The organism is Rhodovulum viride, assembly GCF_003265965.1.
Taxonomy (GTDB): domain Bacteria; phylum Pseudomonadota; class Alphaproteobacteria; order Rhodobacterales; family Rhodobacteraceae; genus Rhodovulum; species Rhodovulum kholense.
This window is the reverse complement of sequence record NZ_MUAV01000005.1, coordinates 15,477-35,085: the sequence shown is the minus strand read 5'-3', so window position 1 is coordinate 35,085 and position 19,609 is coordinate 15,477. Positions and strand designations below refer to the sequence as shown.

Genomic DNA, 19,609 nt, shown 5'->3' with positions numbered 1-19,609 from the left:
TCGCTTACGCCGCCGCCTCGATCGGCAAGCCTTCGAACAGGCGGGTTCCGACGCGGACCACGATCCGCCCATTCGCCCGGCAGAGCACGAAGGCGCCCTGCACCGAAACGCAGCTTCCCAAGCGGATGGTTCGTATCATTGCGCTATCCTCGATCAGCAACAATTCGAAGCTTTGCGCGATTTTATTAACCAATAAACAGAAATTTGATGAGTATGCGCCGGTTTCCGCCCAGACGTGGGGTCATGCGGCGCGAGGGCTGGTGCGCTCGGGCGGATAGTGTCGCCCGGGGTGCAGGGCCCCTCCGCCCGGCAAACCGTTTGACCGCATCGATTCGGGCTCCGGGGCCAACTGCCTCGACAGGCGCGACTCGGGCGAGCTGGGGTGTCAGACCTCGATGATCGCGCTTCGGTTGCGCAGCAGCAGGAAGCCCCCGACCAGAAGACAGAACCCGGCGATTCCCAGCGGATAGGCCAGCATTATGTAGTCGCCGCGATAGATCGGATAGAAGGCGCGGCGGGCCTCTCCGACCAGATGGATGATCGGGTTCCACCACAGGACCTCGCGGGCCTGACGCGGCAGGCTCTCGAAGGTGAAGAAGATGGCCGACAGAATGAAAAGCGGGCGGTTGATGATGCCCCAGACCCGCTGCCAGAGCGGGAAGAAGGAAAAGAGCACCGCGTTCAGGGTCCCGACCCCCAGCCCCAGAAAGGCCGCCGCCCCGAGCGCCACGAAAAGCGGCCCCAGTGACAGCCGCACCGGGTCGTCGGTCACGACCAGAAGCGTCGTGAACACGAGAAAGCTGACCACGATCACTGTCAGGAAGGACAGGAAGAAGCGCGCCAGAACCGCGTCGAGCGGCGTGACCATCGGGAAATGCATCAGTTGCCGGTTCACCGCGATGGAGGTGCTGACCACCGCCGCGATTTCGGAATAGGCGTGGAAGGGGATGTAGCCCGTCGCATAGAACAGGATGAAGCTTTCGCCCAGCGGCGGGGTGTGGATGAACTGCGAGAAGGCCAGCGCCAAAATCGCGATCATCCCTGCCGGCTCCAGAACGGCCCAGACATATCCGCCTGGAGACCGGCCATAGCGGGTGATCATTTCGCGGATCACCAGTGCTCCAAAGACGCGCAGCGCCCCCTGCAACGGATTGGTTCGGGACGGTTTGGCGGCGGGACGCTGAAATTTCATGTGATGTCCTGAGTGGCGACGACTCAACCTACGGCATTGCGCGCGGGGCAGATATGCTTACCATTGCACGAAAATCTCCGACAGATGGAAGCCGTCGTGCAAGTCGTGCCGAAAATCCAGGGTGGCCACTCCGTCACCCATGAGGTCTCCGAGACCGATACGAATCGCGCACGCTTGCGCCACCGGGTGATGCGCTTCGGCTTTGCCGTGGTCGTGGTGTTGCCGACCCTGATCGCGGCACTCTATCTCTGGCTGGTCGCGGCTGATCAGTATCATTCCGAGGCCGCATTCTCGGTCCGTTCGGAGGAATACTCGAACCCGCTCGAGGCGCTCAGCGTCTTTACCCAGGTCGGGTCATCCTCCGGGTCCGACTCGCAGATCCTGTACGATTTCATCCGCTCGCAGCCGCTGATGCAGCAGGTCGACGCCGATCTCGACCTCAAGGCCCTGTTCGGCAAGCATCCCTCGGATTTTGTCTTTTCGCTTGAGGGCGACGCCTCGCGCGAAGACATGCTGGACTACTGGCAGCGCATGGTGAAGGTCGCGGTCGATCCGCTGACGGGGGTCCTGACGCTTCAGGTCCGGGCCTTCACCCCCGAAGACGCAGAGGCGATCGCGCAGTCGATCCTGAACCAGAGCGGACGCATGGTCGACGATCTCAGCCGGATCGCGCGCCAGGATGCGATCCGTTTCGCGCTGGAGGATCTGGGCGAGGCCGAGGTCCTTTTGCGCGACGTGCGCCGCAAGGTCCGGGTGTTCCGGCTGGAAAACGACATCATCGACCCGACCGAGGCGGCGGAATCGCAGATGGGCGTGATCGCGGCGCTGGAAGGGGAACTGGCCAGCGCGCTTGTGGAACGCGAGACAATCACCAGCTTCGCGGGCGAAGAGGACCAGCGGGTCAAGAGGATCGACCGGCGCATCGAGGCGGTGCGCAGCCAGATCGACCAGGAACGTCGCCGGATCGGCAAGCCGACCTCGGGGCCGTCCTCTCTGGTCGATGCTATCGGGTCCTACGAGGAATTGCTGGTCGATCTGGAATTTGCCCAGCGCGCCTACACCGCCGCGCTGGCCGCCTCGGAACAGGCCCGCGCCGAAGCGCGCCGCATCAGCCGCTATCTGGCCGTGCACATCCCGCCGACCCTGGCCGAGGACAGTCTTTATCCGCAGCGGGGCCTGCTGATCCTGCTGGTCCTGATCTGCTCGCTGGCGGTCTATTTCACGGGTCTGCTGATCTATTACAACGTCCGCGACCGGGGCTGAGCGATGCTGGAATTCCGGGGCGTCGAAAAGTCCTTCCGCCTGCCGGGCGGGGGGCGGCGCCATATCCTGCGGGGGCTTACCCTCGATCTTCCGCGCCAGTACCGGGTCGCGATCATCGGGCGCAACGGGGCCGGCAAGTCGACCTTCCTGCGGATGATCGCGGGCACCCACCGGCCCGACCGGGGCGAGATCCGGCGGATCGGCCGGGTCAGCTGGCCGATGGGCTTTTCGGGCGGCTTCCATTCGGCGCTGACCGGGCGGCAGAACGCCCGCTTCGTGGCCCGGATCTATGGCGCCGATTCCGATGCGCTGGTCGAGGAAGTCTCCGAATTCTGCGAGCTTGGCCCCTATTTCGACGCACCGTTCGAAACCTATTCTTCCGGGATGAAGGCCCGGCTGGCGCTGGGGGTGAGCCTTGCCACGAATTTCGACTGCTACCTGGTCGATGAAATCACCGCCGTCGGCGACGTCGCGTTCCGCCGCAAGGCCGAGGCCGCCTTTGCCGCACGGCTGGACCGGGTGCAGATCATCATGGTCTCGCATTCCGATGATACGCTCCGGAAATACTGCAATGCCGCGCTGTTTCTTCAGGACGGGCACGCCTGGTTCTTCGACGATCTCGAAGACGGGCTTGCAGCCTATCGCGAGACGCTGAGGGCATGAGCCTCAGGCCGTTGGGCGTTGCGCCGCCCGCCTTTCTGGCCGGACGATTTTCGCCGACCGCCGATCTTTATCTCGGCTTTGCCTGCCGCGACCGCCTCGCCCGTGGCGCGCTTCGCCAGCTTTCCCCGACCGTCTTCGCGGCCGGCGAGACGCTGATCGTGATCCGCCATGCGGCCGGGATGCGGACGCTGCCGCCGCATCGACGGCTGGTCTATGTGATCGACGACGACATCCGTGCCGGGATCGCCGACCGGGCGCTGCCGCCGATCTATCGGGCCAAGCTGGCGCTGCTGGAATGGCCCGAGGCGCGCCGGTTCGAACCCGCGGCCGCCGCGATCCTGGCCACAAGCTCCGCACTGGCCGCGACGCTGCGCGCGCGCCGGCCCGGTGCCCGGGTGGAAGAGATCGCGCCCGCCTGGCCCGTTGCCCAGATGCCGGTGCCGGACCCCGTGGCGCCGATCCGGCGGATCGGGCTGCTGATGGGGCGAAGCCATGCCCGCGACGCGGCGCCGCTTTGGGCGCCGCTTCTGCGGGTGCTGGATCGCAGGCCTGGGCTCGCGCTGACGGTTTCGGGCAATCTCGACCTGCCGCGCGCCGTCGCCCGCCATCCGGCGGTAGACGTGCTGCCCGCGCTCGACTGGGCGGCCTATCTGGGTTGGCTTCGGCAGGCGCGGCTGGATCTGGGGCTGGTGCCGCATCTGGCGTCGCGACGGTTCAATGCCGCGCGCTCGGCCAGCAAGCTTGGCGAATACGCGATGGCGGGCGCGGCGGTGATCGGGTCCGACAGCTGGCACGAAGCGGCGCGCGGTGCGATGTGCGGCCGCTGTCTGGCGCTGGGCGCCGATCCTGCGGCTTGGATCGCGGCCATCGACCGGCTGATCGACGACCCCGCCTCGGCCCGCGCGATGGCCGCCAAGAACCGCGAGGCGCTGATCGCCGCCGATGCCGAGGGGCATCAGCGGAGGCTCTGGGCCTCATTGCTGGACGCGGCCGAAGACTGAGCGGCCCCGGCAAGGGCGGCGGCCAGCCGGTCGGCCAGATCCCGGGGGCTGGCGTCCAGCGGCAGCACCTGTCCGTTCGGGCGCGCGGCGGCGGTTTCGCCCTGGGCGCCGATGTCGAAAGCCAGCACAGGCAGCCCCGTCGCCAGGCATTCATGCACCGTATAGGAAAAGGTTTCGGGCCAGATGGCAGGCACGAACCAGGCGCCGATGGTGTGGGACGCGGCCAGGGTCGCGATCTCGTCCCGGCGGTAGCGCCCGTGAACGGTCATCCCGGGATGGGCGAAGGCGGGGTCGATCTCGCCCAGAACAACGATCTCAAATCCCCTGTCCGGCAGTGCGGCCAGCGCCTTCAGCACAGCGGCCCCCTTGGCATACCCGATCCGCCCAAGAACCCCCAGCCGCGCAGGGCCCGAGGGCGGTGCCAGTCGCGGCGGCAGGTGACCGACATGGTGAGGGCGCAGCACCAGATGCGGGGCGAGATCGGGCCAGACCCGCGCCACGCGCCGTGCGCTGTCGGCGGAAAAGACGACGATCTCGTCGGCGCGGGTTGCCGCGCGGTGCCAGGCCTGTCGCCAGGTTTCGATCCGGGGCGGCCGTGCGCCCGAGGTCACCGCCAGTTTCCGGTAACAGGACTGACAGGAAACGGGGTCCGGCAGGCCGCAGAAACGGCCCGCCGACCCGATCAGCGTATGGGACGGGCAGAGCGGCAGAAAGTCGTGGAAGATCAGCTCGAAACGGTCCTGCGGCCGCAGTCGGTCAAGCATGTCGTTCAGCAGCCCAAGCGGGTCGGCCGCGCCCACCAGGTTGGAATAGATCAGCCGGATGCGGGCGGGCCGTGACAGCAGATCCGCGGCCCCGGCCCGCGACAGGCGCTGATGCACCGGCGGGCCGCTGTCGTGAAGCTCGGCCAGTACCCCGGCGGGGTCGTCGCGCAGCACCAGAGCTACGTTGCCTTGCGCCCGCTCGGCCGCGATGCGGTCGGCCAGCCACAATTCGGCCCCGCCGCCCAACCGGTGCCCCAGGAAAACCGGCACCGGCTTGGCACTTCCCAGCCCGGCAAGGCGCGCCGCCAGCGGCGTTTCGGACCCGGCGGCGGGGGTGTTCTGCAACGCGGCCTCGGCTCCGGGGATCAGCGCGCGTTCCAGCCGGGTTCCGGCTCCGCTGTCGCCGCGCAGGAAATAGGCCGCGATGTCGCCCGCATGGCGCAGGGGCAACAACGCCAGCGCCGTGGCCGCCGAGAGCGCCCCGAGCACACGTTGGTCGGGACGATAAAGCGAAATCGTGACTGCGGGCGCGCCGTCGACCTGCCAGACCAGATGCCGCCGGCCGGGCAGGGCGAGCCGTACCGGGCCATCGCCGGGCTCGACGCGCCGGGTCGCGGTCTCGGTGCCGATGCGGGCCGGGCATGTGGCTTGCGCCTCGAGGCTGACGATCCCGTCGCGAGCCTGGGTTGCGATGCGGATCGTTTCCGTTGGCGCGACCCGAATGCGGCGCATGCCTCGCCGGCCCTGCAGTCTGGACCAGAGAAGATGCAGCAATACCCGCCGCGCGGCGGCCATTCGCGAGGTAGCCATGCGGCCAATCTATCTTATGCGATATGGACTTGGCCAGCGTGCCGCCAGAAACCGCAGGCCAGACGCATGCGTTCGACGGAGAACGCGTGACCGGCCCGCGCCAAGCCGGACCCATGGTTGACAGGGTCGATTTCGCAACAATAGAAACGTGCAGAAGTCGCTAATCTTATGCGGGAAGGCGCGTGCATGGAGCTGCGGGCTCGATCTGATCTGGAGTGCGTGGCCGCGCTGCGTTTTCCTCGGCAGGGCCGCCGGTGATCTCCTTGAGACGGCGTGTCGGTGGGACCGCCGATCCGATAGATTTCGCGATGGACGCGGTGACGGTCAAACGGATCGCAGGCCGGGCGTGGCGGACGGCAGGCGGCGGCGAACCGCTGGACCTGGAGCTTGTGTCTGGCGGCCGGGTGCTGATGACCGCAACGGCGGACCGTCCGGCGCCATCGGGTTTGCCTTGCGCGTTCGAGTTCCGTCTGGACGGCGGAACCGCCGCGGCCATCGGCCGCCGGGCGGCACATCTGCGCGTCGCGGGCGAAACGCGGCCTTTCGCGAAGCTGCATTTGCCTGGTGGCAAGACGGTGCGGGCAGGTCGGCGGGTGACGCTTGTGTCGCGGACCCTCCGCGCGGCCTATCTTTGTCGGTTGCGCACGGAATTTATGGTGAACCGTCCATTTGGGGACGGCGAGGGCGTGATCGAGACGGTGGCGTTGCGCGACGGCGTGCTGCATGTGCGCGGCCGCTCGAGGGTGCCGGTCACGATCCGAAGCGAGACCGCCCGTGTCGACCTGGCCAAAAGCGATATGGAAGATCGGGCGTTCGACCTGCGGCTGACAGGACACAGGCTGCTTTGGGTGGAGGGCGCCGGTCTGCCGCTTCTGGCGATCCGCCTGCCCGCGCCCCGGTTCTCGCCATTGGCGACGGTGCGCACCGTTGTCGATTTCTGCCGTATCCCGTTTCTTTTTGGCGGCAACCTTGCCGCGTTTCTCTTCCGGGGCGATGCCAAGGCGGGCGACCCGATCGAGGCGTTTTTGCTGCGTCTCCGCCCGGCCTCAGAGGCCGTGCCAGAGGTCGTGCCGGGGCTTTTCGCAGCGGCCGCGCCGCCCAAGCCTGCGCCGCCCGCCGATATCGTTCTGCCGGTCTTCAATGCCGCGGACGATCTGCGCGTCTGTCTGGAGCGTCTGGCGCGGAACACGCCGCCTGAGCATCGGGTGATCGTGATCGACGACGCCTCGACCGACCCGGCCATCGCGCCGATGCTGGAGGCCTTCGCGGACGCCCGGCCCGGCACCCTTCTGGTGCGCAATGCCGAGAATGGCGGTTTCATCGCCAGCGTGAACCGGGGCCTCGCGGAAAGCCGTGGCCATGTGGTGCTGCTGAACAGCGATGCCTTCGTCCCGCCGGGCTGGATCGACCGGCTGATGCGGCCGATCCTCGACGATGCGCTGATCGCCTCGGTCACGCCGATGAGCAACGAGGCCGAGATCGCGACCGCGCCGGTGATCTGCTGCCCCGAGCCCTTGGCCGAAGGCCAGGCCGAGGCCATGGATGCCATCGCCCAGCGGCTGAACCCCGCGGCCGCCCGGGCCGAGAGCCCGACCGGGGTCGGGTTCTGCATGGCGATGTCCCGGCGCTGGCTGGACGAGGTGCCCCGGTTCGACACGGCCTTCGGGCGCGGCTATGGCGAAGAGGTCGACTGGTGCCGCCGGGTGGGCGAACGGGGGGCCCGCCACCTTCTGATCGGCGATCTTTTTGTCGAACATCGCGGCGGCGGCAGTTTCGGACCCGAGAAGGCGGCACGTATCGCGGCGGCATCGCGGCTGATCAATGACCGGTATCCGGCCTATGATGCGTCCGTGGCGGATTTCGTGCGCACGGACCCCTTGATCGGTCCGAGGCTTGCGCTGGGCCTTGCCCGCGCGGGGACCGAGGCGCCGCTGCCGGTCTATCTGGGTCATCGCCTGGGCGGGGGGGCCGAACACTGGCTGCAGGACCGGATCGCCCGCGATCTGGAGGAGGGCGGTTCGGCACTGGTTTTGCGGGACGGCCCCGAACCGGAAACCGTGGCGGTCGAGCTTTATCGTGCGGCGGGTCAGACCCAGGCCGTCCTTCCGCTGGCCGAACTGGGCGGCTATCTTGGCGCTGCGGGCCGCAAGACCCTGATCTATTCCTGCCTTGTCGGTGCTCGCGCGCCGCTGGATCTGGCCGAGGCGGCCGCGCTTTCTCTGGGTGCAGAGGACGGCTTCCGGATGGTTTTTCACGACTATTTTCCGCTGTGCCCATCCCGTAACCTCCTGGGCCATGACGACCGGTTCTGCGACCTGCCGGGGGCCGAACGGTGCCAGGCCTGCTATGACCGGCTTGCCGCCATAGGTGAGACGTGGCCTCCCGGCATTTCCGACTGGCGGGGCCGCTGGCACGCGCTGGCTGCGCGGGCCGGGACCATCGAGGTGTTCTCGCCGTCTTCCCGAACGCTGGTCGCCCGCGCCTGGCCTGACCTCGCCCCGCGAATTGCGCTTCAGTCGCACCGGCTCGCGTTCCTGCCCCGCGCGGTGCGGCCTGCGCCCCGCGCGCGCCCGGTTTTGGGCGTGCTTGGCAGCATCGGGTTCGAGAAGGGGGCCGCCGTGCTGCGCGACCTCGCGGCGGCACCGGGCGTGCGGATGGACATTGTTGTGATCGGAAAGATGGACGAGGCCTACGCCCATCGCGGCATACGGGTCATTGGTCGCTACCGGCGCGAGGAGATTTCGGATCTGGCAGAAGCCTATGGGGTCGGGCGCTGGCTTATCCCGTCGGTCTGTCCCGAGACCTTTTCCTATGCGACCCACGAATGCCTTGCCACCGGGCTGCCGGTTTTTGCCTTTGACTTCGGCGGGCAGGCCGATGCGCTGCGCGGCGCCCCGAACGGACATCTTCTGCCGCGCGACATCGCCCCTACAGAGCTTGCCGCGCGACTTCTGGCGCCGCCGCCGAGCGACAGGCCCGCAGAGAGGAAAGAACTGACTGCATGACGATCGGCCGGACCGGAACGACGACCCACCCCGCCCCCGCGGATCCCATGCCCATAACTGTGAAACCGGCCCTGTCGGACATCTTTGCGCCGGATGACGAGGAAAGTGCCAAACGCCGGATTGCGGGTGCCCGCCGGGAGAAGGCGGAACGCACGTTGCTGATCCATTTCACACCGCGGTCGGGCTCGAGCTGGCTGGCCTCGCTGCTCGATGCGACCGGGTGCCTGGGGATGGGGCACGAGCTTTTCAATCCGAATTTCATGCCGCAGATCGCGCGGCATTTCGGAGCCCGGACTCTGACCGAATATGTAGAGATGGCGCGGCGGTTTCCCGTACGACAAGGCAGCCTCAGCTTCGAGATTACCTCGCACCAGCTGCATGCGGTCTTTGACGATCCCGCTCAGTTCTTTGCAGCCTTCGCCGACGCCGCGAGCGTCTGGCTGATCCGAGAGGATATCGTGGCCCAGGCGGTGTCGCTGGCCAAGATGGTGCAGACGCAGGTGGGTCACGCGGCGGATTCCGATGCCGAGACGCGGCGCAGGGCCGAGGCTGGCTTTGCCTATGACCGCAGCACGATAAAATACTGGTTGAGACACATTCTGGCTGCCGAGCAACGCACCGAGAACTATCTCAGGGCCTACCGGATCGCGCCCCTCAGGCTGTCCTACGAGCGGATCACCACGATCCCGCCGCGTCAGCTGGTCGAGCTGATGGCCAATTGGTGCAGGTATCCGGACCTGCCTGACGATGCACCGCTATCGTCCCGGCATGAAAAGATCGGGACCGCACAGAACCTCGACTATGCGGAGCGGTTCCGCAGGGAAAATCGTCGCTTCCTTGCCAAGGTCGAGGCAGAGCGGCGGTCGTGGCTGGACCGGCTGGACGACCCGGGCCAGGGCTTGCCCAAAGGCTGAACAGCCATCGACCCGGGAAACAGAGCCAAAGGATGGAAAGCCTTGGCGCCTGTCGGAAACGGACGGAAACCGCCGCGGAGGCCCTTGTCTGCCTGCGTCCGGTCCATCGTCAGGCGGCGAAGACGCCGAACCTGTTCATTGGCAACGAGCTGGTCAAAGCGATCCGGGAAGGCTGGACGAGGCGAGGCTTTTGGATCTGACCGCAGCCGTGGTGCCGACCCAAGCCGGATCCGCCACGGTCGCATCCCTTGTGCGTGCGCTGGGCATGGTCGAGGTGTTTGAGGACGAGGCCGCGCTGACCGCCCCCTTGCCGACAGCGCCGTTGTCACCAAGGTGTGCGCCCAAAGGGTTCGCTGGCAAAGGCCCTGCCCACAGCATGTTCGCGTGACGACGAGGCGCCCGCATGACGGCTCAAGTCTGCGCCAGCTTTTCCAGCAGCGACCTCAGGCGTTCTACCGGTTCCGGGTCCGGTTGCACCGTCCGCTCGAGGCTCGGATCGGTCCGCCGGAATTTTGGTTCGTGTCCGGAAGCCCCATTCGCGCGGTGCGCGTCTCTGCCCGGGCACCGCGTTGGTCCCGATCTGACTGTGCCTGTCGGCGTCACTCGACAGAGACCCCGCTTTCGGCACACCGGCTGACCGCGTTTCGGGGCGGCCGGCGCAGTCCGCCTGTTTTTTCAGTAAACCGCAGGGACCTGCGCAAAATACGGGCAAATCAGGCGGGGATTTTGCAGGAATCACCATGAGCCTTGCCCGCCCACCGCCTTGAGTCGGAAAATCTGACTTCGAGGACGAGACGGGCGTTCCGGCATCGGGTCAAGGCGGACGGGGGCTGATCGCCCCGGCCGCATCGAGGCCTTGGCTGCCGGATTTCGCGCGGATCGGCAGTTGCCAAAGACCCTGCGGCGGATAGAGTGCACTATGGCCAACGAAATGCCATCAGGGAAAGAAAGGGCCACATCATGAAATTCAGTACACTCCTTGCAGGCGCCTCGGTCGCGCTGACGGTGACGGCGGCGGCTGCCTCCGCGCAGGACATGTCGTTCTTCCGGATCGGTACGGGCGGCACGGCGGGCACCTATTATCCGATCGGCGGGCTTCTGGCGAATGCCATCTCGAACCCGCCCGGGTCGCGGTCGTGCGAAGAGGGCGGCTCGTGCGGCGTGCCGGGCCTGGTGGCCTCGGCGCTCTCCTCGAACGGCTCGGTCGCGAACATCAACGGCATCGCCGGGGGCACGCTGGAATCGGGTTTCGCCCAGTCCGACGTTGCCACCTGGGCCTATTCCGGCACCGGGATCTGGGAAGGCAAGCCCGCGGTCGAAAGCCTGCGCGCCATCGCCAACCTCTATCCCGAAAGCATCCACCTGGTGGCTGACGCCGCCTCTGGCATCAAGAGCGTCGCCGACCTGAAGGGCAAGCGGGTGTCGCTGGACGAGCCGGGCTCGGGCACGCTGGTCGACGCGCGGATCATCCTCGAAGGCTACGGCCTGTCGGAAAGCGACGTCACCGCCGAGTTCCTGAAACCCGACCAGGCCGCGGACCGCATGCGCGACGGCGCGATGGACGCCTTCTTCTTCGTCGGCGGCTATCCGGCGGGTGCGATCGCCGAGCTGGCCAGCCAGCACGATGTGACCCTGGTGCCGATCTCCTGCGAGGAAGTGCCAGCGATCTGCGAAACCTACAGCTTCTTCGCGTCCAATACGGTGCCGGGCGGCACCTATGAGGGCGTGGACGAGGACACGACCACCCTGTCGGTGGGCGCGCAATGGGTGACCAGCGCCAGCCAGCCCGACGACCTGATCTACGGCATCACCAAGGCGCTGTGGAACGAGAACACCCGCAAGCTTCTGGATGCGGGGCATTCCAAGGGCAAGCTGATCACCGCGGATACCGCGCTTGACGGTGTCGGCATCCCGCTTCATCCGGGTGCGGAACGCTTCTATCGCGAAGCGGGTCTGATCCAGTGATCGCGAACCGCGCGGCGCGATTTGCGCGGCGCGTCTGATCGGGGTGGGGCCGCGGCACGCTCGCGGCCCTTTCCGTTTCCAAGACAGGGTGGGCAAGCATGACCGAGAACCGGACTGAAACGGCGCAAGGCACGGCAACCGAGACGCTCAGCGCCGAGGATCTGAAGGCGCTGGAAGAGAAGTTCGATCCCGAGATGCGGTTCCGGACAGTGGCGCGGCCGCTGGCGATGCTGGCCGCGGCGATCATGTTCCTGCTGTCCTGCTATCACTATTACACGGCCGGTTTCGGCATTCCCCCGGCGACGACCCATCGCGGGTTGCATATGGGGGTGACGCTGCTGCTGGTCTTCCTCAGTTTCTCGGCCTTCGGCGGGAAAGAGGTGCGCCCGGGCCCGCTGGCGCCCTGGGGCATGCCGCTGATCGACTGGGTCCTGGCCGGTGCCGGTCTGGTCGCGGCGCTGTACGTGCCCTGGATCTATGCCGATCTGGCATTCCGGGTAGGCAACCCGTTGCCCGTCGATATCGCGATGGGGACGATCCTGATCGTCGTTCTGTTGGAGGCCGTGCGCCGCTCGATGGGCTGGCCCTTGCCGGTGATCGCGATCCTGTTCATCGCCTATGCCTATTTCGGGCGCTCGATGCCGGGCATTCTCGTCCATCCCGGTGCCAGCTGGTCGAACATCGTCAACCACCTCTACCTGACCTCGCAAGGGATCTACGGCACCGCGCTGGGCGTCATCGCGACCTATGTGTTCCACTTCGTTCTGTTCGGCGTGATGGCCTCTCGGATCGGGCTGGGGCAGTTGTTCATCGACATCGCCTCGGCGCTGGCCGGGCGCTATGCGGGCGGTCCGGCCAAGGTCTCGGTTGTGTCCTCGGCCCTGTTGGGGTCGATTTCGGGCTCGTCCATCGCCAATACGGTGACCACCGGCGCGCTGACCATTCCGGCGATGATCCGGATCGGCTATCCCCGGCATTTCGCGGCGGCGGTCGAAGCCGCCTCGTCCACCGGCGGGCAGATCACGCCGCCGGTGATGGGGGCGGTCGCCTTCCTGATGATCGAGTATCTGGGCGTGCCGCTGACCACGATCCTGACCGCAGCTCTGGTGCCCGCCTTCATGCATTTCTTCGGCGTGCTGGTGCAGGTCCATCTTGAGGCGCGCCGCCTCGGCCTGCGGGGCCTGCACCCGTCCGAGCTGCCCAATGCGTGGCGGGTGTTCCGCAAGGGCTGGCTGTCGGTGCTGCCGCTGATCCTGCTGATCGCGATCCTGCTGTCCGGGCGCACGCCCTTTGCCGCTGCCTTCTGGTCGATCACCGCCTGCATCGGGGTGCTGCTGATCCAGAAGATTTCCGAGGGCGGCCTGCTGGACGGGCTGAAGGGCGCCGCCTACGAGGTCTGGGAAGGCTTCGTGCTGGGCGCGCGCCAGTCGTTGGCGGTCACCGCCGCGGCGGCGCTGGTGGGCGTGGTGATCGGGGTGGTGACTCTGACCGGCGTCGGCTTCAAGATCGCCTATATGGTGACCGGTGTCGCCAGCGGCTGGGCCAATGACGTCCATGGCTGGCTGGCGGTGCTGCCGATCGAGCTGATGACGGTGCCGACGCTGACGCTCTTGTTCACGCTGATGCTGACGGCGGTGGTCTGCATCCTGATGGGCTGCGGCATTCCCACCACGGCCAATTACATCATCATGGTGGCGGTGGCCGCGCCGATCCTCGGCCTGCTGGGAGTGCAGCCGCTGGTGGCGCATTTCTTCGTCTTCTACTACGGCGTTCTGGCCGACATCACGCCACCTGTGGCGATGGCCGCCTATGCCGCGGCCGGGATCGCCGGGGCCAATGCCTTCAGGGCCGGGAACACCGCGTTCCGGCTGGGCATGGGCAAGGTGCTGGTGCCCTTCGTCTTTGCCTTCCAGCCCGCGCTGTTGCTGGTGACCGACGGCTTCACCTGGTCGGCCTTCTTCCTGGCCGCCTTCGGGGCGGTGATGGGGATCTGGGCGTTGGCGGCGGCGGTGTCGAACTGGCTGTTCGCGCCGCTCCATTGGGCCGAAAGGATCCTGCTGGTCATCGCGGCGCTGCTGCTGGTCGCTCCCGATACCGGGGCGACGGTGGTCGGGCTGGCGCTGTTCCTGCCTCCGGCGCTGCGGCAGCTGGCCTTCCGGCGGCGGAGCATGGCGTGAGGCGAAGGGATGGGAGACGGCGATGGCCCAGGTGATCTTCTATGAAAAGCCGGGCTGCGTCGGCAATGCGCGGCAGCGGGCGGTTCTGACGGCCTCGGGCCACGCGCTCGACCTTCGCGACATCCTGCGCGCCGGGTGGACAGCCGAAACCCTGCGCCCCTTCTTCGGCGACCGGCCGGTCCGCGAATGGGTCAACGCCAGCGCGCCGCGCGTCAAGTCGGGCGAGATCCGGCCCGAGGCGCTGACCGAGGCCGAGGCGATGGACCTGATGCTGGCCGATCCGCTGCTGATCCGCCGGCCGCTGATGCAGGTGGGAGAGGTGCGGATGGCGGGGTTCGATCAAGCGGCGGTGGCCGACTGGATCGGCCTCGCGCCCACCCGGGCGCCAGTCACCGACGCGTGCCCGCGCCGTCCCGAGGCGCCGCCCTGCGCGCCGCCGGACGCTTAGGGGGGGGCCGGGGCGCCTTTGGGGCGCCCCGCCGCGATCTGGTCAGCCATTGTAGTCGGCGTCGGCGACCTTCTCCATCCAGGTGACCGGCGATCCGTCGATGCTTTCCTGAATGGCGATATGGCTCATCGCGGTTTCCGCCGAGGCGCCGTGCCAGTGCTTTTCGCCGGCCGGGAACCAGACGATGTCGCCCTGGCTGACCTCTTCGACCGGGCCGCCCTCGCGCTGGACGCGGCCGCGGCCGAAGGTGATGATGATGGTCTGACCGGCCGGATGGGTGTGCCAGGCGGTGCGTGCGCCGGGTTCGAAGGTCACATGGCTACCGCCGGTTCGGCCGGGCTCTTCGGCCTGGAACAGCATGTCGACACGGACGGTGCCGGTGAACCAGTCGTCGGGACCTTTCATCGAGGCATTGCTGCCCGAACGGATGATCTTCATGGTCGTTCTCCTTTGGTTGGACGCGGGCTCAGCCGCGCAGCTTGTCGAAACGGTAGGTCAGGGCCGGACCGCCGGGTTGGTTGCAGGCCAGTTCCGCGGTCACCATGGCAAAGGGCTCGGCGAACCGGCCGGTCCGCAATCCGCCCGCATCGGGCGGCTCGAAGCCGATGTCGCGGACCAGGCTGGCGGCGATGTCCTTGGCCCCGGTATCGTCGCCATGGACCGGCAGATGCGGCGCCGGGGCCCGCCCCTTGCGGGCGAGGACCGGCCGCAGGCCTTCCGACGGGCTGGTGTTGAAGCGGGCGATCCAGCGGGCGTGGGGCCGCATCCGGGCCAGCTCTTCGGCGCCCGAGGCGGTCGGGCCGAAAAGCATCGCGCTTTCGTCCTCGGTGACCGGGACCGAACAGTTTAGCACGACCCGGTCCGCCAGGTCGCCGGCCTGATCCAGGACTTCGGGGATGCAGGCCCAGGGCGGGGCCAGCTGGATCGCAGCGGCACCAACCACGGCCTCGGCCACGCTGCCCTGCGCGGCCCCGCAGTCGCGGGCCATGGCGGCAAGCCGGTCGGGGTCGCGGGACCAGGCAAGGGTGACCTCGTGGCCGCGAGCGGCCCCCATATGCCCCGAGCCGAGAATGCCGATTCTCATGGACCCCTCCTGCGGTTGCGCGGAGGCTACCGGTTGCGGATTTCGAAGACAGCCTTCGCCACCGGCAGCGCCGAAAAGACCTTCGGCCAGCCGGCATAGAAGGCCAGATGCGACAGCATCGCGCCGGCCTCGGCCTGGGTCAGGCCGTTCTCCGTGGCGCGGTTGAGGTGGAAGGTCATCTGTTCGGGCTGGCCCGCAGCGATCAGGGCCGCGACGGTCACCATGCTGCGGTCACGCGGTGCGAGGTCGGGGCGCAGCCAGAGGTCGCGGAACAGAAGGTCGCGCTTGGTGTCGAAGACGCCCATGCTGACATCGCCGTAATTGCCGCGCACCAGAGTCTCGCGCGCGTCCTCGGCCTCTTCGTCCAGGGGCAGAAGACCGGGATCGACCGCGGGCAGGTCTTCGGGGACGATGCCGCGGGCGGCAAAGACCGGCGCGGCGGCCTCGGCGGCGGCGGTGGCGTTGCCCCAGCCGGTGTAGAAGGCCGGATGGGTGATCGTCTCGGACAGCTCGGCCGGGGTTTCGTGCCGGGTCATCAGCGTCGCGAAGGTGACCAGCGCGCGGTCGCGGACCGAAGGCTTTTCGCCGGTCCAGACCGACCCGAAGAGATCGTTCTTCGAATAGGCCTCGAGCGCGGGAGAAACGCGGCCGACATCCTGGGCGGCGGCTGCGGACGAGATCAGGGAAAGGCCCGAGACCGGGATATGGGTCTTCATGGGGCGCTCCTGTCGGGAATTTTCAGTTTACCCGGCAGATGTGGCGCCATCCGGGCCGGGCTTAATACCCGGACTCTTCACGCCACTTATGCAACACACTCATAGGCAGACCGTCATCTCGGGTCCCGCAGGGCCTCCAGAACCGCCTCGAAGGCCGAAGACGGCCGCTGGCGGCTGGGGTAGTAGAGATGGAAACCGGGAAAATAGGGTGAGTAGCTTTCGAGACAAACGGCCAGCCGCCCCGCCGCCAGATGTTCGGCCGCCAGCCGTTCGGGCACCAGCGCCAGCCCGTGCCCGTCGACCGCGGCGCGCAGCACCGGGTTGACGGTGTTGAAGCAGACCTGGCCCTGGACCTTGACCCGGATCTCGGTGCCGTCGGCATCCTCGAATTCCCAGGCATAAAGCGCGCCATGGGTCGACAGCCGCAGGTTCACGCAGCGATGCCCGGTCAGGTCCTGCGGGGTTTCCGGCACCCCGGCCTCGGCGAAATAGTCGGGCGCGCCGACGCAGACCATCCGTTCGTCCGGGCCGATCCGCATCGAGATCATGCCCTCGCTGACCTGCTCGCCATAGCGCACGCCCGCGTCGCATTGCGAGCTGGCGAGGTCGGTATAGCCGCAGTCCATCACCAGCTCGATATTGACCGAGGGGTATTTCTTCAGAAGCGGCGACAGCTTGGGCCAGAGCAGCGACTCGATGGCATATTCGACGGCGACGATCCGCACGGTGCCGGTCGGCGTGTCGCGGGACTCGTTCAGCGCCATCAGCCGCGCCTCGATCTTCTCGAAACACGGGTTCAGCGTCGCCAGCAGGTCTTCGCCCTCGAGCGTCGGCGCCACCGACCGCGTCGTGCGGGTCAGAAGCCGCAGGCCCAGCCGCTGTTCCAGCCCCTTGATGGTGTGGCTCAGCGCCGATTGCGAAACGTTCAGGCGCGCGGCGGCTTTGGTGAAGCTGCGCTCTTCCGCGACAGCGGCAAGCGCGATGAGGTCGGTGATGTTTTCGCGAAGCATGTGAGAGGACCGGATCTTGGATCATGACGGATGTTCTCGCGATGTATGGCCTCTGCTCATGGGGCCGATCATTATCCTGCCATCGGGGTCGTCGACGGCGGTCGTGGGAGGCGAACCGCCTTCGACGTCGGTGGCGCGCTCGCCGCAGGTCACCGCCGACCCGTCGACGTTCTCCTGCACCGCATAATGGGTCACAGAGGTCGTCGCGGTCGCGCCATGCCGGTGTTCGACGCCCGGCGGGCACCGGACCACGTCGCCGGGCTGCATGACCTGCTTGTCCTTGCCGCGTTCCTGCATCCAGCCGGTGCCCGCGGTCACGATCAGCATCCGACCGCCCGGATGGGGGTGTCAGGCCGACCGCGCGCCGGGCAGGAAGGTGACCTCGCCGGCGCTGACCGAGGCCATGTCGGGACCGAAGACCGGGGCGACATAAGCGGCCCCCGAGAAGGTCTCGGCGCTGCCGACCTGGCCGGCGCGGCTTTCCGCAGGGGTGATCTGCATCGATTGCGAAAAGGCCGCGGGGGCGGCGAGGACGAGCGCCAGAGTTGCCAGGGTCCGTTTCATCTTGGGTGTCTCCTCGCTGTGCTCGGGGCGACCGGTCACGCCGGTGTCCCGGACATGGGGCGGGCGCGCGGGATAATTCCCGGCGGGCTAAATCCGGTCACGAGCAGGCTTCACGAATGGATCTCGTCCATGCCGCACCGGCATATTCATGACAGCCGGTCATGAGCGGCTTGAGCGCCTGCGCGATTATCCTTGGTGCCGGAATGCGGCAGCATCTTCGCCGTCTTCGCCCTGTATGTGGTCCGCATTGCAGACCTCGGCAGCGTGCGACGTCACCGAAACTGCATCAAGGGAGCCAAAATGTGCGATTCCTGCAATGCGAAGGCTGAACTGCTGACCTGAAGCGGCGAAAGCCGCCGCACCTTCCTGCGAACCGGCACCGCGATGGCCGCCGCGCCGCTGGCCGCCGCCGCCTTCGCCGGTCCGGCCCGTGCCCAGGAGACCGGAGGCGCGGCGCTGGCACCGTCCGAGGTTCAGGCCTGCCCCGGTTCCACATCCCGCAGGAAGGCGAGTGCCGAGGCATGACCCGGATCACTTTCATTACCGGAGACGCGGTGCTTTCCGCCACGCTGGACGACACGCCCTGGGCCGACGACTTCGCGTCGCTGCTGCCAATGGAGGTGACGCTGGGCGACTATCACGGCATCGAGAAGGTGTCGGATCTGCCGCGAAAGCTGCGGACCTAGAAGGCACCCGCGCGCTATGCCGCGCGCGCAGGCGACATCGCGACCCATGCTTCGTGGGGCAATCTCGCGATCTTCGTCAAACCCTTCGGCGCCACCCCGGGGCTTGTCCGGCTTGGCGCCTTCGACGGGGACTTCGGCGCCCTTCTCAAAAGCGGCCGCGTTCCGGTCCGCATCGAAATCGCCCGATAGTCGGCAGGGCCCTCCGGTTCCCGCCCACCCGGCAGAGCGCTCGCGGGCCGGAGTTCGTCCCGCACGTCCCGAAGCTGCCCCGGCCCCTGCGATCCGGTGCTTCGGGAGCGTCGCGCGGAATGCCCCGGCGGTTGTTTCGCAATTCCCGACGCCGCGGTTTCTCTTACCCGATTTATGCCATTTTTGCGGGTTAAGCCCCTGTTCATGTCCGCGTTCTAAAGCTGGGGGCGGGTGAATCGAGGTGGTGCTATGGCCGTTGGAACCAACGCGCCGGTCATCATCAAACGAAAGAAGGTTGTCGGTGGCGACGGGCATCATGGCGGTGCCTGGAAGGTCGCGTATGCGGATTTCGTCACGGCGATGATGGCCTTCTTTCTGCTGATGTGGCTGTTGAACGCGACGACAGAGAAACAGCGAAAGGGAATTGCGGATTACTTCAATCCGACAATTCCGGTGAACCGTGTGTCCGGGGGCGGCGAAGGCGCTTTCGGCGGCGATTCGATCTTTTCCGAGGAAACGCTGATCCAGCGGGGCACGGGGGCGACCCAGCCCAGCCCCTCGCCCGACCGTCAGGCGAAGGGCGAGATCGGCAGCGGTCCGGTCGAGCAGAAGGACGACAAGGGAACCAATTCCGCCGATGCCGAGGCCGAGACCCAGGCTCTCAAGAAGCTTGAGGACATGATCAACGGCAAAAGCGGCGAGACGATCCTGAGCGAGCAGATGATGCGGCACGTCGTGACGCGACTCACCGATGAGGGTCTGATCATCGAGCTGTTCGATATCGAGGGGGTCCCGCTCTTCGATGCGAACGACCGGCCTACCGAGATCCTCGAACAGCTGACCGAGGTGATCGGCGGCGCCTTCGGCGTGGTGCGCAACAAGGTGTCGGTCGCCGGTCATGTCAGCGCGCGCCCCGTCGTTCTGCTGGACAATCCGGTCTGGGACATCTCGACTCTCCGTGCGCAGACGGTGCGCAAGATGCTGGAGGACCACGGCGTGGCCCCGGCCCGGATCGAGCGTGTCACGGGCTTTGCCGACCGGAAACCCGCGGTTTCGCGGCCGATGGCGGTGCGCAACAACCGGATCGAACTGACTCTGCTCCGGTCGGATCTGAGAAACTAAGGAAAATTTTGAATGTTAGGGCCGCGTTAAAGACAA

18 protein-coding genes and 2 pseudogenes are annotated in these 19,609 nt (G+C 67.2%); 11 read left to right on the top strand and 9 right to left on the bottom strand.

All coding sequences use genetic code 11. The annotated features are described in order from the left end of the window. Window positions 1–4: 4 nt before the first annotated feature. Both BYZ73_RS23980 and BYZ73_RS05395 read right to left on the bottom strand, forming a co-directional pair. On the bottom strand, window positions 5–139 hold the full coding sequence (locus tag BYZ73_RS23980; RefSeq protein WP_281258214.1) for a hypothetical protein: 135 nt from the start codon (window positions 137–139) through the stop codon (window positions 5–7). 246 nt (window positions 140–385) lie between these two features. Further along, the gene (locus BYZ73_RS05395; protein WP_108025618.1) at window positions 386–1,192 is read right to left on the bottom strand and encodes an ABC transporter permease; all 807 of its coding nucleotides are present in this window, start codon (window positions 1,190–1,192) and stop codon (window positions 386–388) included. A gap of 84 nt (window positions 1,193–1,276) precedes the next feature. On the opposite strand from BYZ73_RS05395, the gene BYZ73_RS05390 reads away from it, so the two are divergent. The 3 genes from BYZ73_RS05390 to BYZ73_RS05380 are packed head-to-tail and all read left to right on the top strand — an operon-like array spanning window position 1,277 to window position 4,119. Next, the gene (locus BYZ73_RS05390; RefSeq protein ID WP_108025617.1) at window positions 1,277–2,455 is read left to right on the top strand and encodes a KpsE/RkpR family capsule polysaccharide export protein; all 1,179 of its coding nucleotides are present in this window, start codon (window positions 1,277–1,279) and stop codon (window positions 2,453–2,455) included. Window positions 2,456–2,458: 3 nt separating this feature from the next. Next, the gene (locus BYZ73_RS05385; RefSeq protein ID WP_108025615.1) at window positions 2,459–3,118 is read left to right on the top strand and encodes an ABC transporter ATP-binding protein; all 660 of its coding nucleotides are present in this window, start codon (window positions 2,459–2,461) and stop codon (window positions 3,116–3,118) included. Continuing rightward, window positions 3,115–4,119 (top strand): glycosyltransferase family protein, encoded by a 1,005-nt coding sequence (locus BYZ73_RS05380; protein WP_146746259.1) that lies wholly within the window; start codon window positions 3,115–3,117, stop codon window positions 4,117–4,119. Before BYZ73_RS05385 ends, BYZ73_RS05380 begins: the two co-directional genes overlap by 4 nt. On the opposite strand, the gene BYZ73_RS05375 is transcribed toward BYZ73_RS05380, so the two are convergent. Next, a complete protein-coding gene (locus BYZ73_RS05375; RefSeq protein ID WP_181497968.1) occupies window positions 4,074–5,615 on the bottom strand; it encodes a glycosyltransferase in 1,542 nt (513 codons plus the stop codon). The genes BYZ73_RS05380 and BYZ73_RS05375 overlap by 46 nt on opposite strands. Before the next feature lie 734 nt (window positions 5,616–6,349). Between BYZ73_RS05375 and BYZ73_RS05370 the strand changes: the two genes are divergently transcribed. From BYZ73_RS05370 to BYZ73_RS05350, 6 genes are all read left to right on the top strand, one after another. Beyond that, window positions 6,350–8,698: a glycosyltransferase family 2 protein gene (locus BYZ73_RS05370; protein ID WP_181497967.1), complete on the top strand. Its 2,349-nt coding sequence runs from the start codon at window positions 6,350–6,352 to the stop codon at window positions 8,696–8,698. Continuing rightward, window positions 8,695–9,612, top strand: a complete 918-nt coding sequence (locus BYZ73_RS05365) for a Stf0 family sulfotransferase (protein WP_112315189.1) — start codon at window positions 8,695–8,697, stop codon at window positions 9,610–9,612. The genes BYZ73_RS05370 and BYZ73_RS05365 overlap by 4 nt, the downstream gene beginning before the upstream one ends. A 32-nt stretch (window positions 9,613–9,644) precedes the next feature. Further along, window positions 9,645–9,812 carry a hypothetical protein gene (locus BYZ73_RS22680; RefSeq protein ID WP_181497966.1) on the top strand — a complete coding sequence of 56 codons (168 nt, stop codon included), beginning with the start codon at window positions 9,645–9,647 and terminating at the stop codon, window positions 9,810–9,812. 760 nt (window positions 9,813–10,572) lie between these two features. Continuing rightward, the gene (locus BYZ73_RS05360) at window positions 10,573–11,577 is read left to right on the top strand and encodes a TAXI family TRAP transporter solute-binding subunit (RefSeq protein ID WP_108025606.1); all 1,005 of its coding nucleotides are present in this window, start codon (window positions 10,573–10,575) and stop codon (window positions 11,575–11,577) included. 98 nt (window positions 11,578–11,675) lie between these two features. Further along, window positions 11,676–13,754, top strand: coding sequence for a TRAP transporter permease (locus BYZ73_RS05355; RefSeq protein ID WP_112315188.1), 2,079 nt, complete (start codon window positions 11,676–11,678; stop codon window positions 13,752–13,754). A 22-nt stretch (window positions 13,755–13,776) separates the two neighbouring features. Continuing rightward, the gene (locus tag BYZ73_RS05350; protein WP_112315187.1) at window positions 13,777–14,202 is read left to right on the top strand and encodes an ArsC/Spx/MgsR family protein; all 426 of its coding nucleotides are present in this window, start codon (window positions 13,777–13,779) and stop codon (window positions 14,200–14,202) included. 42 nt (window positions 14,203–14,244) lie between these two features. Here the strand turns inward: BYZ73_RS05350 and BYZ73_RS05345 are convergent, their stop codons facing one another. From BYZ73_RS05345 to BYZ73_RS23710, 6 genes and pseudogenes are all read right to left on the bottom strand, one after another. Continuing rightward, the gene (locus BYZ73_RS05345; protein WP_108025600.1) at window positions 14,245–14,640 is read right to left on the bottom strand and encodes a (R)-mandelonitrile lyase; all 396 of its coding nucleotides are present in this window, start codon (window positions 14,638–14,640) and stop codon (window positions 14,245–14,247) included. 28 nt (window positions 14,641–14,668) lie between these two features. Continuing rightward, a complete protein-coding gene (locus tag BYZ73_RS05340; protein WP_112315186.1) occupies window positions 14,669–15,286 on the bottom strand; it encodes an NADPH-dependent F420 reductase in 618 nt (205 codons plus the stop codon). Between the two features lie 26 nt (window positions 15,287–15,312). Beyond that, on the bottom strand, window positions 15,313–16,002 hold the full coding sequence (locus BYZ73_RS05335) for a carboxymuconolactone decarboxylase family protein (protein WP_112315185.1): 690 nt from the start codon (window positions 16,000–16,002) through the stop codon (window positions 15,313–15,315). A gap of 113 nt (window positions 16,003–16,115) precedes the next feature. Then, complete coding sequence (locus tag BYZ73_RS05330) at window positions 16,116–17,012, bottom strand: LysR family transcriptional regulator (protein ID WP_112315184.1); 897 nt, start codon at window positions 17,010–17,012, stop codon at window positions 16,116–16,118. 21 nt (window positions 17,013–17,033) lie between these two features. Next, window positions 17,034–17,348: pseudogene (locus BYZ73_RS23715) on the bottom strand (cupin domain-containing protein); the annotation flags it as partial. Between the two features lie 12 nt (window positions 17,349–17,360). Beyond that, complete coding sequence (locus BYZ73_RS23710) at window positions 17,361–17,576, bottom strand: cupin domain-containing protein (protein ID WP_245943057.1); 216 nt, start codon at window positions 17,574–17,576, stop codon at window positions 17,361–17,363. A gap of 521 nt (window positions 17,577–18,097) precedes the next feature. On the opposite strand from BYZ73_RS23710, the pseudogene BYZ73_RS23705 reads away from it, so the two are divergent. Together BYZ73_RS23705 and BYZ73_RS05315 are read left to right on the top strand one after the other, a co-directional pair. Next, window positions 18,098–18,451 (top strand): annotated as a pseudogene (locus BYZ73_RS23705) (cyclophilin-like fold protein). A 249-nt stretch (window positions 18,452–18,700) separates the two neighbouring features. After that, on the top strand, window positions 18,701–19,573 hold the full coding sequence (locus BYZ73_RS05315) for a flagellar motor protein MotB (protein WP_108025595.1): 873 nt from the start codon (window positions 18,701–18,703) through the stop codon (window positions 19,571–19,573). Window positions 19,574–19,609 lie beyond the last annotated feature (36 nt).